This window comes from Bifidobacterium psychraerophilum (genome assembly GCF_000741705.1).
In the GTDB taxonomy this organism is placed as follows: domain Bacteria; phylum Actinomycetota; class Actinomycetes; order Actinomycetales; family Bifidobacteriaceae; genus Bombiscardovia; species Bombiscardovia psychraerophila.
Window position 1 is genome coordinate 78,680 of the sequence record NZ_JGZI01000002.1, and the last position, 16,317, is coordinate 94,996.

Sequence of the window (16,317 nt, forward strand, 5' to 3'; positions counted from 1 at the left end):
CATCGACTCTTTGTGGAATAAATGCAACGCTCAGTCCATGGGATCGTGCCGACCTTCGGCCTCACCACTCAGAGCATGTAGGATTGACTGGTGCGCACAAAGAAGGCTAAAGGCAATTCCCCGATAACGGTTGGCAATAATGTACTCGTCGCATTAGGACGCCATACAGTTATTGGTGTCACTGCCATTTTTGCATTCGCGATTTTGTTCCTATCTCTGATACCCATGCAATCGATCAATTTGTATTATCAAGCGCATCTTTCAGATACCGTACCCATATCACAAAGCGCAACTTTCAAATTTGACAACAACCCTGGTTATAAGAAAAGCTCAACGCAGCACGCTGACATTCAATATGCCCCATCTCCAATAACGACTTTGCGCGTCGATCCCTTGAACAAGGATTCACGAACATTAAGCATCCGGCTCCCCGGCTCTTCAACAGAAATCAAGTCTTTTGACGTTGTTGTGCGCTTGAATGACAAAACTCTGTATACCGTGATGACGATACAGGGCGCAGATCTGTTAAAAACGTCCGATTCCGAATCAGCTACGATTTCCCTGACCGAGCAGCAACTCCAGCGCATCCAGTCCCAAGCACAGCGAAAATCAGTTGCGAAATTGTTCCTGTTAGCTGTTATAACCCTGCTGTACCTCATCGTCATGCTGAGAATTACCATTTTCCCAGCTGCTGATATGAAATATTTCTCTATCGGTGCATTGATTGGGTTGCTGATACTTGGCTTTGCGGCCAATACCATATTCATCAAGCAACCACTGCTGATGCAACAGACGGTATCCAATGCAACTTCCGCGGACATTGATCAGAAAGCTGCTTTTACGATCCGTCAACCACTCACCACCGTGGACGATATAGCAACAATTACGCTTCCCGTAACTATAGATGACAGTATCCTGCCCTCGGATACCGATAACCCAGCATACGGGAAAGTTTACAAGAGCGATTCTGAATTCCGAGACCAGTATTCCATCACGATTACTGAGAATGGCCTTCAGAAACTGCTGTTCAAGGGACGCATAACCCCGTCGATGTTGGATGGCACTGCGTCAAATATCACCATTCCCCTGCACCTATATCAGTCTTCCACGCCTATAGTCATTCAAATCGTTAAGAACGAAGGCGACTCAGACCCTACTCTGCGCTTTCAAAGCTATCCAGATACCATCCGTCCAAACTACTTAACTGCTACATCGATTGGCCTATCGGAAAATACGCACCGTTATCTCAATGTTTTACCCAACTATCGTGGATTCAACTACCAAACCGCCATCATTGCAATACTTCTGGTATTCTGCATCGCTCTTATCATCAATATGATTGCTATGCGCAAACACAGCCTCTCGAAACACTTCACAACAGCGGTTTGCACTTTGAATTACGGTGGACTCCTGCTCTATGCTATAGCCCAGTTTCCGATATACACCAAATATGTTCAGGGATTCCCAGATGAGCAGGCTCATCTTTCATACATCGCCTACCTCAGTAAATTTGGTGGTATAGTCCCCAATTTCAAATCAATGCAGATATACGCTGTTGATGCCGCGACCCAGACAATGAATTTATCGGACGGGCAGGGGTTCAATTACCTTGGCCATCCACCACTGTATTACCAGATTATGCGTTTCATCGGCGGGATAACCACGAATGGAAGTACAGCATATTACGACCTGCAATCCCTTCGATTCAAATCTTTCTGTATAGGGCTACTGGGTGTGGCTTTGCTTTTTTACATCGGGTACTCTCGTATTCCTAAAATTCCTTTGCTGCACCTGCTGTACGGCCTAATCATCATCAGCCCTCCAAATCTTATTTATGTGTTATCCGGACTCAATAATGATGGACTCAGTCTACTCACTGTCTCAATATTCATTCTGGGCATCATCCGCTTCCTTGAAGGACGGTACCTCTTCTCTACGTATGCTCTTATTTCAATAGGAATTGTCGCAAGTTTCCTCACAAAGTTGACTGCGGGCCTTATGGTCGGTATCGCAGCGGTGCTCATACTCGGATACTTCCTCTGGAAGATCAGAGCATACAAAGAATTGTTCCAACCTGGTTTCTGGTTGACACTTCCGATTTACGCTATAGTCCCTGTATATTTCGCATATATCAGACTCAGGTATCACACCATTCAGCCCAGTTACCAGGCACTTGCATACAGCGAATACATGCATAGCTCGTTCTACGCTGATATTTCTACTCGGCCAGAAATGGGAATGTGGGACTTTGTAACCAGCTACCAACAGTATTTCATTAACACGTGGTTTAATCTTTCTGGACACACAGCTGTTCCGCGGGATATGGCAAATCCCATATACAGCATCGATCGAATTGCTGTCATCTTAGTGCTGCTACTACCCTTCGTCCTCTTCTTCATGAAGACGAGAGGTAAACTTCAACATATATATTTGCGGTGCATGCTTTTAGGCATCTTGGTAGCCTTTGCGATTCAGACGCAAAGCACTTACAGGAGCACCATGGACGATGGCCGTTTCGGCGGTTATTCCAGTAGATATTACCTATGCATGATAGGCGTATTTGCCCTGTCCATTATGTGGATGATTTGCACTCGCTTCCTCATCACTCAGCATTCGCAAAAGTCTGGTAATGAAACGCTTAGCGGAAATCAAGACATCAGCAGAGACATTGAAGCCTCATCGGGGGTTGGATACTCACTGACCCGAAAGGGGACGCTGATTTGCGTATGTTTCAGCCTGCTACTTCTTTTTGACGGGTTCATATATTCAGTACTGTACCAAGCCCCGGCTATTCAAGGATTTACACACTGATACAGAAAATTTCAATTAAGGGAATGCACATGAGAGTCATAAAATTTGTTCTCTAAACGTCTTAGAGCAACCAGCATATTGCAGAGGCAACGGTGGAAAATGCCAAGCTCACGAGTCAAAGCGCTCACATCAGCGGCATCATCTTCGATCTGAGCCCGGATAAAGGGATCTTCCGTTGCCTTCCCCGCCATGCCTGTTCGCTCATCTTTCATGCTCGATACCATGCCGAAGTAATTCCGGTACGGTACCAGCCCCATGGAAAGGGTGAAACGATAATTCGCGATCGCAGCGGTTACATTATCATGCCAAAACGAGAAATCCCTTTTTGAATGTGTGACTGATTCCGGCTCCTGTAACCAGTAGTATAGGATTTTGTCAACATCAACAACCCTGCTCATGCGCGCATATAATGGACCGGCCATACGGATATCCTGAGCGTAGTGGCCTGTGACGAAACGCAGACCGTCCCATATCTCCTTCTTATATAACCTACACCAGTTGGCTTCGTTAAAATAGCGCGCTTCAACTCTGCTGCCTCCGAGGAGACGTAGTGACTTGCAAAAAACCGTTTGGTATGCATGCAAAGAATCCGTAATGACGCTTAGATTAGGATTCTCCACTGATTGGTGGGCCGAACATCTAGCTGTTGCAGAAAGTGATGAGACGCCTATCTGCTTCCACCGGCCTTTGGACATGTCGGCACCGGCGATCTCAAGAGCATGGAGCAAGATCTCGATGTTGTTGCGATGCATAATGTCGTCGTTGTCACAAAAAGCGATGTAATCGCCCTCCGCGGCGTCCAATCCGGTATTCTGAGCTCCTGCGATGCCACTATTTACCTGATGAATCACACGGATACGTTCATCGTGCGCCGCATACTCATCACATATACGGGGCGATGAATCCGTGGACCCATCATCAACCAGAAGGATCTGGAGTCTGCTATAGCTTTGTTGCACTATCGAGTCAATGCAGTATCTCAAGTAGCGATGGGAATTATACACAGGTACGATGACGCTCACCAGCGGTTTGAGTTCAGACATAGTCATCAGTCTAAAGTCCCATGCGTATCGCGACTATCAGCCTGTTTCCTGAATCCAGGCAACAGGTCCTTTGGAATGGACACCACATGCGTGGACAGCATCAGAGCCACATACACCGCATAAATTACGGCATAGACAAGGGCAATCTCTGCCAGCTCCTCTATGCCGAAGACCTTAAATAGTATTCTGACCACAACCCAGAGAATGATGTTCGACACTATGGCTATCAAAGCCTTCCGAGTGATCACATTACCTGTTTTTCTCATCACCACAAGATAGGAGATCACCATCGTGACCGCTGTGCACATCATACTAGCTAGAGCAATATGCGTGATTCCACCGAATTTTGCAGTAACAATGAAAATAGGGATGACCACGACCAAAGAGCATATGGACAGGAAATCCGAGAATCTGTTTGAACTGAAGGATGTATGAACCATATTGAGTAGAACCGTCATACCCATGAAAAAACTCGACAAGGACAGAAAACTCAGGGTATCGGCCGCTACAGCATACGCAGGGTGATAGAAGGATACTAGCAGCGAAGCACTTGAGGCCGAAACCACAACGGGTATCGGAAGAATCAAGGAGACGATCATGGTGATGAATTGCTTCACACGCTCAATAGCCTTGTGCACGTCATTGCGCCCGATCGCATTTGCCACGACGGGCAGTATTATCGTGAAGAAAGCTGTCATCAGATAGTATGAAAGTTTGCCGAAGTTAACAGCACCCGTGTAATACCCTGCCATTGCGGCAGGCTCTACGACGGATTTCACGATCAGCGTGTCCATGCTGAGCACCAGTGACACCATAATGAAGAAAATAGAGAAGCTTAGGGTATTGTGCGCTATGGTTCTGAATGGAATTGTTGCGTTTCCTTTGAATATTAGTTCCTTACGATGCCTGATCAAGGATATGCATCCCAAAGCGATGGAGAACAACAATGCCAGCAGGTATCCAATTTCCATACCCGCGACCGGATCATTCTGGAAAACGAAGAGAATCAGTGGAATCACCGACAGTTTCGCAATCGGATAAATAGTATTGAGCAAGGCACTGGTACTGAAACGCTGTATGCCGTCGTTGATTCCCAAAAGCAGGACAAACATCCCATTCGCAGGGACCAGGAATGCTGCAATCCGAAAATAGATGGCAAGAGAAGGATCGTTGAGTACTACTCCGAACAATGGAGCGCCGAAAAAGTTGATACAGAAAAACACGGCAACCAGAACAAGCTGGAACAGTATGCTCTTCCTGATCACATCACCGACGTCATAGCGACGCATTGAAATTTCCTTGGCCAACGACTGCCGTGCCCCGTTCGAAAGGAACATGTATTCGAAGTCCAAAACCGTCATAATGGTCCCGACAATGCCGTAGCTGGCTGCGGGCATGGTGTTACCCAGGAAAAAATGGATGGCATATCCAGCAACAAAGAACACAACATTGCTGACAAGATTCAGCACCAAGCCTCGTCGCATAACAATCTCCCCAACAATTAAATCACCTGGAACGCAAAACACCCGGCCGCAAATGTAACCCAGCCCTGTGTCTCTTCGGAGAGACTTATCCAGATATACTCCGAAACTCTACAGTCAGAGGTGTCTATTATTTATTCAGATTTCAGCGTCTGACCGCTAAGGTATCGACCTTATCCCCATTCCAATCACCCACCAACACTGCATCCGTCGGCTTGCCATACACCAACACCGAATCAGCCACACTATTGCTCAGCGAGTTGGAGAAGTAATAAGTTCCTCCTCGGCGCACAGCCAAGGTATCCTTACCATCCCCGTTCCAATCACCCACCAACACAGCATCCGTCGGCTTGCCATACACCACGACGGAATCAGCCTCACCGCCAGTAAGAGAATTGGAGAAGTAATAAGTTCCTCCTCGGCGCACAGCCAAGGTATCCTTACCATCCCCGTTCCAATCACCCACCAACACCGTGTCGGTAGCCTTCCCATACACCACGACGGAATCAGCGGAACTGCTTGTCAAAGAATTAGAGAAATAGTATGAGTTGCCTCGGCGCACAGCCAAGGTATCCTTACCATCCCCATCCCAATCACCCACCAACACTTCATCCGTCGGCTTGCCATACACCAACACCGAATCAGCGACACCTCCGGTTAAGGAATTCTTGAAGTAATAAGTTCCTCCTCGGCGCACAGCCAAGGTATCCTTACCATCCCCATCCCAATCACCCACCATGGTGCTGTCACTGGCCTTGCCATAATATATGGCGGAATCCGCAACACTGCTCGATAACGAGTTAGAAAAGAAATATGTGACACCCGGAATTACAGTAATCGACGTAGTCTTGGAATCCGACGAGGCCTCGGTTGTCGGGTCGCCAAACCAATCACCGTAGTATAGATAGAAATTGCGATTACCATACGAGGAACAGCTGTTTCCGCTCTTATAACCAGCGTCCAATGCTGCCTGATTAGGCCGGTATGGTGTGTAGTTGTACAACCCGGCCGTAGCTTGATTCTTAATCGTCACAGTGGAAGTCCCGCACGAAGCATTCGGATGCCAGTAAATACTGTTGCTTCCGACACGATACTGATAACTCGTAGGATTCGCCTTGTATAGCTTATATTGTCTTGCGGCATTATATACTTGATTGAAAAATCCATAATACTGGCTGTCACATGCGGCAGTATCCGGGCAACCATATCCCATTGCTGTCTTGTATCTCCAAGGGCTGGGATAATCATGAGTAACCAGCCCATTCTCTTTCTGAAGCAGGACCAACAGCACCTCTTGGCTTACACCACAGCTCCGTGCAACACCGTCGATGATTTGTGCTGCTGTCTGCGTCTTACCTCCTGTGTACCCAGCACAGTATGAATCTTTCGTTTTCGACACGGTTGTAGTCTTGTAGCTTTTCAAACAAACGATCGAGGAAGGATCAGAATCATATTCTGGGTGGCATGTAGGAACTTCGCTATTGAGAAAGGTCTGCACCTGTGTGGCCGTCATGGCATCCGAATCATAGAAGCGCGAATCTGAAATAATGTAACCGGCATTAAAGTTCTTCGCATTCATTGCTGCGGAAGCCGGCATGACAAGTGACTGAACTGACAATACCAAGAACGTGAGCAGTACAGTTAAGCTCACCAGTGCGGCCCGCAGAAGATATGTACGATGTCTTGATGAAACGTCATGCTTCTTTGGAATCGCTTGCTCGCAAATAGACGAGTCGCGCCCGTAATGTTTTTTGCTGCTCATAATTCCGATCGTCCTCATTACATTTGTTTCAGCTTATATGCACATTCTGAGTGGCGGAAGAACCAGATGCCGTATTCGAAGTGTACTTCAATTCGATGACCCAGTCACCAGAACTCAATTGACTGATCGGAATTGTCATCTCTCCACATGCGGTGGTCGTTGCATTAGCAATTGACTGTTTCGAAACCGACTTGACAGTGGTCCCCTTGGACGCAGTCAAACTGCATGTCCCTCCGTTCTCAATGACGTTGTTTACGCTGCCATTCGCGGATATGCCTTCATCTCCGGCATCCCACCAACTCAGCAGAACCTGGGCTGCGATCTTGCCGTCTTGACCCGTACTTTTCGTTGCCGATGCCGTATCCGTGGCAACACCATTGCTGGGGTTGTTTGCATTGCTGCCAGACTGAGAACCAGAATTCGAATTGGCGGTGCTGGCTGTGGAGCTCGCGATGGAACTAGTTTCGGTATCCGTGCTTTGTACGGTCTTCGAAGTACTGGAAGACGAAGATTCGCTAGAACTTGAAGAGGATGCTGTGCTTGCTTCTAACTTCTCACGGGCCGTCTCCCATGAACTCTCAGCCCACCAGATGAGTCCCACAATGCACAGCACTGACAAGAGTGCTGCGATACCTGTTACCAGTAGTTTCTGCTTCTTCCTCACAATATCAGGATAGCTTGTCCTGCATACCTAGTTTCTGAGCAATTTTGGTTTTCGTATATAACGCTCAACCAGAAACTCAGCAGCACAGTGCCTCATAACGGCAAGATGTATGAGACACCCACCGGAGCAGGAATTCGAAAAGGGGCTGGTTGACGACTTGACCGGCAGAGACAGTGAAGCTTCACCATCTCAACTAGGTGAGAGCACCTCACGGAACCTCCTCAGTCCCGCTTGAAAAGGTCCCTGGTATAGATTTTCTCCTCGGCACCGTCAAGATCGGCGTTCCAGCGGTTGGCGACGATGACGCTGCTACGACGCTTGAAATCCTCCAGATCATGCGTGACCTCGCTGCCGAAGAACTCAGCATCCTTCAGGGTGGGTTCGTAGACCAGCACCGTGATGCCGCGCGCCTTGATGCGCTTCATCACACCCTGGATGGCGGATTGGCGGAAGTTGTCCGATCCCGATTTCATCGTCAGCCTGTACACCCCGACCACCGGGTTCTCGACGCCTTGGATGCGATCCTCGATCTCCGCGGCGATGAAATCCTTGCGCGTGCGATTGGCGTCCACGATTGCGGAGATGAGGTTCTGCGGGACTTCGGAATAGTTGGCCAGCAGCTGCTTGGTGTCCTTCGGCAGGCAGTAACCACCGTAACCGAAGCTTGGGTTGTTGTAATCGGAACGGATGCGGGGATCCAGGCATACGCCGTTGACGATCTCACGGGTGGACAGACCGCGGCTTTCGGCGTAGGTGTCGAGCTCGTTGAAGTAAGCGACCCGAAGTGCCAGATAGGTGTTGGCGAAGAGTTTGATGGCTTCGGCTTCCGTGGTTCCCACAACCAGTCTGGGGATCCCCTCGCTGCCATCCTCGTTCCTGCGTCCACGCTCGGCAGGATCGGCGCCGTTCGCCAGGAGCTCCACGAAGGTATGCGCGGCCTCGACCGCCCGGGAATCGTCATTGGGCGCCCCCAGCACGATTCGTGAGGGGTGGAGGTTGTCGTACAAGGCGTGGCCTTCACGCAGGAATTCCGGGGAGAACAGGATTCGCTGATCGCTGAGACGAGCCCGCAGATGTTCGGTATATCCCACGGGGATGGTCGATTTGATGACGATCCATGCATCCGGATTGACCTCGCGGATGGCCCCGATCGCGGCTTCCACGCTCGACGTGTCGAAATAGTTCTTCTGCGAATCATAATTGGTCGGCGTCGCCACAACGGCGAAATCGGCATCCGTATAAGCCTCATGGGAATCCAGCGTCGCCGTGAAGTCCAGGGCTTTGTCGCCCGACTGCTTCGCGTCGAGGAAAGCCGTGATCTCCTTATCGACGATGGGGCTCTTCCCATTGTTCAGCATCTCGACCTTTTCCGGGATGATATCCAAGGCATGCACACTATTGTGTTGCGCCAGCAGCAGCGCCACCGACAATCCGACATATCCCGTACCAGCAACTGCGATCTTCATCAATCCGTCCTGTCTTCATTTCTGTTGTCCTCGATCAACGGCGGGTGCAACCGTCGTCCCAAACACGTTTCCGCGAAGAAACTATAGCCATCATACTAAGACCACAGCTGGAAAGCCCGCTGGGAGAAGCGGCGTGAAGACCACAGCAGCAAGCGATGAAACAGAAGGATCGGGATGACGGTCAAAACCGCCATCCCGATCGCATCCGTAGATTCATCCGGTCATGGTCACATACCGATGATTGGTGAACGCTCAGTGAGCTCTCTCACACACCGCTGCCGCGTTACTTCCTGCTGGCCTTCAGCCAGCGCAGTCCGACACCGGCGGCCGCAAGCACGGCGACCGCGATGGCCAGCAGCACCGAGTTCACTCCGGTCCGGCCCAGCTCCCCCGACAGCGCCGAGCTCCTGTTGTCGCCCGATGCGCCATTGTCGGTGCCATCGGTGCTGCCTGCGCCCTGTCCTGACCCCTTCCCGTTACCGGCATTGCTGCCGCCGTTGTTGCCACCATTGTTACCACCGTTATTCCCACCGTTACCGTTATCCGAGCTCCTGCCCGTTGCGGAAACGTATGAGACCGGGGTCGTGGTCGATCCACCGTACTGGTTGCTCACCACCGCATACCAGCCGTGTGTGCCTGCCGTCGCACCCTTCCACGCCACGGCCGCCGTGACTCCGGATTCGCTTTCGGAAGCCAAGGTCTGCACACCGTCGGCGAGACCACGGGCAAGACCGAATTTGTCCTGCGTGGCCTTACCGGTGACGGATACGGCCTTGGCGGTGCCGATCAGCGTGCTGCTTTGCAGATCGGCTGCGAATGAGTCGGTCGAGAGGCTCTTCGCCGATGACTGCGCCGTGCGAGGCTGGATGCCCAGCTCGGTCAGGTCGACGGTGAACTCCTCATCGGACGGAGTGAAGCTTGACGAGGAGACGGTCTGCGAACCATACTTTTGGATCGAAGGCGAGTAGGTCCGGACCTCCATCGTCGCATTCTCCATATTCACATGCATCAGTCTGAGGAAGCCCATACCGCCCTCCTCCAAAGCCTGATAGTCGAAGAGCAGGTTGAGCACGTTGCGGTCCGCCTTGCCGTCACCGTCGGAATCGATCTGCGAGACGGTCTTCTGCGCACTGTGATAATGCCCTGAGAACACCATCTTCACGTTGTCGTTCGGAACGACCACACGCTTGTAGATGTCCTGCGGAATGAGACCGAGGCCACCTGATGCGAGCAGGTACTCGTGGAAGTTCAGAATCGCCACGCGATCCGGATACTGGGCCAACACCTGATTCATCCAATTGATCTCGTCATCCTCAACGCCCCAGCCGACGGAAACCACGATGAAGTCGACTCCTCCGGCCGAAATCAGATCGTAGTGGCCGCGGTTGTCTTCGAAGCTTCCCCCATACCAGGGGTTGGACGCATATCGGCTCGCACCGAAGTGCTGCGAGTAGTTCACATAGTCCTCGCTTTTGTGGTCCACATCATGGTTGCCCGCGAGCACGCCGTAGGGGAACTTCGCATCGTCCAGTTTCTTGTACTGTTCGTCGGCGCGTTCCCACTGCTCCGGTATTTCAGCGTTGTCAACGATGTCGCCGGTATGGAACATGTATTGGATGTTCATCGCATCCTTGGTCTTCAGCAGCCAATCATGGATATTGGCCTGATGCTGGTAATACCCGTCATCGTCATAGTTGGCGTTGTAATACTGGGTATCCGACTCCCAAGCGAAGGTGAAGTCATAATCACTTCGTTTGGTGTCGTCCTGTGAGATGGCGTCATCGTTCATGGTGACCACCGGTTTGCCGTCAGCACCGTTGATCGTGGAGGTGGTCGACGAATCGGCGCTCTTCAGGCCCTCCGGATTCGTGCTTCCTGTCGAGTTCCCACTGAGGTTGCCGGGTGCGAATCCTGAACCGTTCTGGACCACCACCGTCATCTTGCCGTCAGCGACATGATCCTTGTTGCTGACGTTCTGGGCGATTGACACCTTGCCGTCGGCATCGGCGCTCACTCGTGCCACCTGGTCCCAAGCACCGGTCGCGGTGTTCTTGACGAATGCGTAGATATCGGCGTCGGCTTGCGAGGAACCGTTCCAACGCAGGGTCGTGGTCGCGTGCTGATCGGCGGCTATCTTCGCGGGGACCGTCACGGTGAAGGACTGGAAGGGGAAGGCACTATCGCTTGCCGTGGTCTCGACGACCTTACCGTCATTATCGGCATCGAGTTTGGCCGCGTCGCTATCGGAGATCCGATCGCCGGATACCCCGTCCGCAAGACCGGATTGTTTCGTCGTTCCCGCCGAAACGCTCACCTGTCCCGGATTACCGGGTTTGTATTCATCACCGGCGTAGAACTTCACCGTCAGATCATCATCAGGATTGCCTTTTGCGGTGACGCTGAGCGTTGGGTCAAGCGAGGAGCTGCCATCTGTTGAATTCATCGAGAGGATGGTCGGATTCTCCGCATATGTGGTGAAGGCAACCGTCTTGGTGCTTTCGTTCCCCGCTTTATCGCTCACGGAGAAGGTCACGGTATGCAATCCGGGAGACAGGGCCGCTGAGGATGTGTCGTATGGCAGCGTAATGGATTTCGGCTCATCCTCACCATTCGCCAAGGTCGCGCTCAGGGCACCGGATGTACCTGACTCCGGTATGCCCGATGTGGCATCCGATGCGCTGGCATCAATCGTCACATTGCCGCGCAGGGTGTTGGTGTCGCCACCTTGGGCCGTGATCCGCGGCGTGATGACCGGCTTGGTGTTATCGACGATCACATCGGCCTTCGCGGAGTCGTCCTTCGATGTCGCCGTGATCGTGTGCTGCCCATCCTCTGCCTCCTTGGTGTCCCAGACGTACTGATTCGAAGTGATCGAGGCGTCGTCGATGGTGAAGTCCAGGCGGATGTACTCATACTGCCCGGATGAATCACCGATCTTGATCTGGTTGTTGCCATTCGCGACCTCAGCGGTCACATCCTTCTCGCTCACCGTGCCGGAGGCACCCGGGCTCACCGCAGCAACAGCCTTGCTCACCTTGAGATGCGTGCCGTCGGGCAGTACGAGTCGGATATTCGAGGCCAGGTAGTTGTCGGCGTTCTCAGTGTTGACGGTGCCCGCATCATCCAGAATGTCCGTGGCGCTTGATTTGGTGCCCGCATTCATATACAGGGACAGCGTGTTGCCATGGATCTGCTCAAGTGGCACCGGGAATGAGACCGTTTGCGTGTCACCGTAGGTGCCATCGTCGAAACTGCCGATGACGTTGTTCTTCCAATCGTCTTCGGTGGGGGTTCCGGTGATCGTCGTCTTCGTGGTGAAGGAGTTGAAGAAGAAGATATCGGTCTGCGTGACCTCCGCAGCGATATAGGGCTCGGATTCCAGGGAGCTCGTGAGCTTCGATGATTCCACATCCTTACCGTCAACGGCCAGCGATGGGATATCCGCAGCATCGGTACCGGTGCCTCGGAGGGTAACGCTGCCGCGTAGGAACTGGCCATCCTTGACATTCAGGCGCACATTGGAATCGGTGTAATCCGAGTTGACTACGGATTTCTGATCCTCTTTCAGCACCGGATTGATGCCGTCCGAGACTTCCAGATAGTATTCGACGGCTTTCACCCGTAGCAGGTCTATTTTGTTTTCCGTGTATGCGTAGTTATCGCTTCCGGCCGTTTTGGTCAGGTTATGGGCGCTGAAAGTCTCATCCCCGGCATGCCTGGTGTACAGCGTCACCCGGTTGATCGTCGCGGTGGATGTGATGTCAAAGGAGTATTTCAGATCCTGATCCGCTGCGAAGGATGTGGGTGTGTTGTCCTTCACATCAGGGTTCGCCGCGGTGGTGGGGAAAACATATGGGGTGGCGCGGATGTCATCGCTCTGGACCGACCCGGGAGTCGGGGCCTGATCGCTACGCACCAGTTTGGACTCGCTTTCACCCGCCGAATACAGGTATTGCAGCGAATGGCTGTCGCCGGTCAGATTGCTTGAAGCATTATCCGGATAGGATGCGCTGGAGATCAGGGTTTTGGTCTTGGTCTCGATTTTGATGCCACGTGCCGAATTATTGGCCATGCCACCGGAACTGATCTCGAAGAGATTCACACCCATCTCAAGGGCCTGATCGCCGCTGAGGCCGAATGCCTGGTTGAAGTCTGATGCACCGAGATCATCATTGGGGCCGTTCTTGATCCAGAATACGATCGATGAGCCCACAGGAATCGTGATGCCACTTTGCTTCGCCGGCCATTCCACATCCCCGCTGTCTCCCTGCGAAGGATAGTTGTAATACAGCGTGTAGTTATCGGAGAAGTCAATGGTCTTGTTCGAGGTATTGGTGACCTCGATGAACTCGTATCCGTCGGATCCGCCGACATTCTTGGTATCCGGGGCTATCTCGGTGATCGCCAGCGGCACCGTTGCCTGCGCGTACCCGCTGTGCTCCTGTGGGGACAGGGCGATGGTGGCACCGCTGCCCGTTGTCGTCAGACCATCCACATCGGTGGCGACAAAGGCATAGGAAAGACTGGTCTTTCCTATCAGCTTGCCTGCTGGAATGGTGAATGACCATACGTCATCGCTTTTGGTGCCATCAAAGGTGGAATCGGCATAATTCCCATCCACATTCGTTTTGGTGAACAGCCTGACCGAAGCTATGGATTTCAAGCCGTCCGACGAAGCGACCTTGGCCTTCAGATGAATCGCCTGATCATCATAGGCACTCGCCGGCGCATCGGAGGCATCCGTCACCGTGACGGTGCGGCCGCTGGCCTGAGGCCATGAATCCGGAAGCTGCCCTTCGACGAGGGTTCCTGGTGTGGCCACATTTCCACTGCTCAGACTGCCTGCACCCTGTGCATCATAGGCATAGTTGATCGTGGTATCCGTGTCGCCGCTGCTTTTGTAGCTCACGGTATTGGTGGCACTGGTGGATTTCTGAGTCAGCACCAGGCTGCGTGCGGAGGAGTTCGCCATCCCGGCACCCTTGGAGATCGTGAACAACGTCGAGCCAAGAGCAAGCTGTGGCGCACTCTGGGATTTGTCTTTCCAGAACGCGTTGAAATCATCGGCGGTGCTCAGCCTCGGAGTGATGCCCTCCATGCTCGCGTAAGCGTAGTTGTCCCAAAGCACGATGGATCCGCGTGAAGGTATCTGCACATCCTTGCTCGAATCCTGCGCAGCCTCGTCAAACGCTTCGGGTGTCCAGTCCACATTGTTGTATTTCAAGCTCAGATCACTGATGCTGACTGCCTTGTCACTCACATTGCTCAGCTCGATGTACTCACCGATGTTGACCTGCGTGGGACTGCCGGTGGCATCCGTATATGTTCCATTACTCGTTTTCACAGCGAGCTCCGTGATAACCACCGGCATCCCGCCGGTGATGCTCGCATCACTGCCCGTCGCGGCCTGTGCCGAAGTGGTCACCAGGCCCGCCGTCATCGTCATCGCCGCCGCAACCAGCACCGCTGCCGTTCGACTGATGAATCTTCTTCGCTTCACGTCCATGCAAATCCCCCCGCGATTATGCAAACTGTCTCTCTTCTCCACCAAGGCTCACATCGCCTGTTGGACCGAGTTCACCCTATGGGGAGGCGAATCGGTACACGTCAGCGTCCATACAGATTTCATCGACAGTTGGCGAATCGTCGCCTGGTGTTCATCCGTGGTTCATTTCACGCATCCGGCAACCGCCGAGGGGCCATACCGCCGGAGCCTTCCCCACGGAACGCATAGTGCGCAGGGAGGGAATACCGCACGGGACTCACCTTCTTCATCGGGCGGCATCCGCTCCTCTATACTTGGTGGCAAGGGGACATGGGGGTCGTCATAGGACGGTTTATCCACGTCTGCCCGCCTGCACACACGCGATTCGAAGGAGAGTCACACATGCGAAAAGTACTTTGCTCACCAGGAAGCTATATTCAACAGGAGAATGCGCTGTTCTCCCTATCCAAGGAGTATGAAGGCATCGGAACGGCAGGCGCGTACCTGCTGGTCGACCCCTTCATCGACGAGCATTATCACGACGCCATCATCTCCAGTTTCGAGGAGTCGGGAACCGCCTACCGTCTGGAGGTGTTCGGAGGGGAATGCTCCACCGAGGAAATCGACAAACACCGTGAGCAGTCCGACGATTACGATGCGCTGATCGGCATAGGCGGCGGCAAAACGTTGGATACGGCCAAGGCTTCGGCACACTTCGCCGGGAAACCCGTCATGATCGTGCCGACCGCAGCATCATCCGACGCGCCCTGCTCGCGTCTTTCGGTGGTATACACCTCCGACGGCACTTTCGATCACTATCTGCCTCTGCCCAAGAACCCTGAGGCCGTGATCATGGATACGGAACTAATCGCCAAGGCTCCTGTACGCTTCCTTGTTTCCGGATTGGGCGACGCCTTCGCGACCTATTACGAGGCCGCGGCATGCGTGCAGTCGAATGCGATGACGATGGCAGGAGGGCACGCGACGAATGCCGCATTCGCTTTGGCGCAACTCTGCCATGACACTCTGCTGGCGGATGGAGTGAAGGCCGTTGCCGCAGCCCGTCGAGGCGTCCGCACCCCGGCCTTGGAGAACATCATCGAGGCCAATACGCTCCTGAGCGGACTCGGTTTTGAAAGCAGCGGACTTGCCGCAGCCCACGCGATCCACAATGGCTTGACCGCGCTTGAAGGCACCCATGCCATGCTGCACGGCGAGAAGGTCGCCTATGGCACCCTGGCCCAGATGGTGTTGGAGGACAGCGATGTGGAGGAGCTGCGCGAAGTATACGGTTTCTTCCGCGAGGTCGGTCTGCCTGTATCCCTTGAGGACATAGGCGTTTCCGATGCGAGTGACGAGGATCTGCTCAAGGTCGGAGAACTGGCCTGCGACGCGGCGGATACGATGGGCAACATGCCATTTGAGGTGACTCCGCATGATGTCGCCTCCGCGCTGCGCGCTGCCGACGAGCTTGGGCGCACACTCTAGGAGGATCCCACTCCCTGCCGATACGGCGGAGGCGAATGATCGACCGACGGGAATCACCTGATGCGCCTGGGATGATGGCAGTTCCGGACATCAGTGCATCGGGGGATTCCCGCCCTC

The 16,317-nt window shown here is 52.9% G+C and carries 8 protein-coding genes; 2 read left to right on the forward strand and 6 right to left on the reverse strand.

Going from position 1 to position 16,317, the window contains the following annotated elements; translation table 11 throughout:
* The first annotated feature begins 90 nt into the window (after positions 1-90).
* Positions 91-2,811 carry an ArnT family glycosyltransferase gene (locus tag BPSY_RS00750; protein ID WP_152596808.1) on the forward strand — a complete coding sequence of 907 codons (2,721 nt, stop codon included), beginning with the start codon at positions 91-93 and terminating at the stop codon, positions 2,809-2,811.
* An 11-nt stretch (positions 2,812-2,822) separates the two neighbouring features.
* On the opposite strand, the gene BPSY_RS00755 is transcribed toward BPSY_RS00750, so the two are convergent.
* The 6 genes from BPSY_RS00755 to BPSY_RS00775 form a co-directional block, all read right to left on the reverse strand.
* Positions 2,823-3,854 (reverse strand): glycosyltransferase, encoded by a 1,032-nt coding sequence (locus BPSY_RS00755; RefSeq protein WP_033496163.1) that lies wholly within the window; start codon positions 3,852-3,854, stop codon positions 2,823-2,825.
* A 5-nt stretch (positions 3,855-3,859) separates the two neighbouring features.
* On the reverse strand, positions 3,860-5,323 hold the full coding sequence (locus tag BPSY_RS00760; RefSeq protein WP_238556765.1) for a lipopolysaccharide biosynthesis protein: 1,464 nt from the start codon (positions 5,321-5,323) through the stop codon (positions 3,860-3,862).
* Between the two features lie 157 nt (positions 5,324-5,480).
* A complete protein-coding gene (locus BPSY_RS11515; protein ID WP_152596806.1) occupies positions 5,481-7,097 on the reverse strand; it encodes a hypothetical protein in 1,617 nt (538 codons plus the stop codon).
* Between the two features lie 28 nt (positions 7,098-7,125).
* Positions 7,126-7,761, reverse strand: a complete 636-nt coding sequence (locus BPSY_RS11520; RefSeq protein WP_156099229.1) for a hypothetical protein — start codon at positions 7,759-7,761, stop codon at positions 7,126-7,128.
* Positions 7,762-7,982: 221 nt separating this feature from the next.
* Positions 7,983-9,227: a nucleotide sugar dehydrogenase gene (locus BPSY_RS00770; protein ID WP_033496005.1), complete on the reverse strand. Its 1,245-nt coding sequence runs from the start codon at positions 9,225-9,227 to the stop codon at positions 7,983-7,985.
* Between the two features lie 283 nt (positions 9,228-9,510).
* Entirely contained in the window at positions 9,511-14,733 is a 5,223-nt protein-coding gene (locus tag BPSY_RS00775; protein WP_033496003.1) for a metallophosphoesterase, read from the reverse strand.
* Between the two features lie 381 nt (positions 14,734-15,114).
* Here BPSY_RS00775 and BPSY_RS00780 point away from each other — a divergent pair, with 381 nt between their 5' ends.
* Positions 15,115-16,200 carry a glycerol dehydrogenase gene (locus BPSY_RS00780; RefSeq protein ID WP_033496001.1) on the forward strand — a complete coding sequence of 362 codons (1,086 nt, stop codon included), beginning with the start codon at positions 15,115-15,117 and terminating at the stop codon, positions 16,198-16,200.
* Positions 16,201-16,317 lie beyond the last annotated feature (117 nt).

What these genes read in the sequence shown, in the direction of transcription:
- BPSY_RS00755 (WP_033496163.1), bottom strand. Translation starts at nt 3,854, where the DNA reads ATGTCTGAACTCAAACCGCTGGTGAGCGTCATCGTACCTGTGTATAAT.
- BPSY_RS11515 (WP_152596806.1), bottom strand. Translation starts at nt 7,097, where the DNA reads ATGAGCAGCAAAAAACATTACGGGCGCGACTCGTCTATTTGCGAGCAA.
- BPSY_RS00770 (WP_033496005.1), bottom strand. Translation starts at nt 9,227, where the DNA reads ATGAAGATCGCAGTTGCTGGTACGGGATATGTCGGATTGTCGGTGGCG.
- BPSY_RS00775 (WP_033496003.1), bottom strand. Translation starts at nt 14,733, where the DNA reads ATGGACGTGAAGCGAAGAAGATTCATCAGTCGAACGGCAGCGGTGCTG.
- BPSY_RS00780 (WP_033496001.1), top strand. Translation starts at nt 15,115, where the DNA reads ATGCGAAAAGTACTTTGCTCACCAGGAAGCTATATTCAACAGGAGAAT.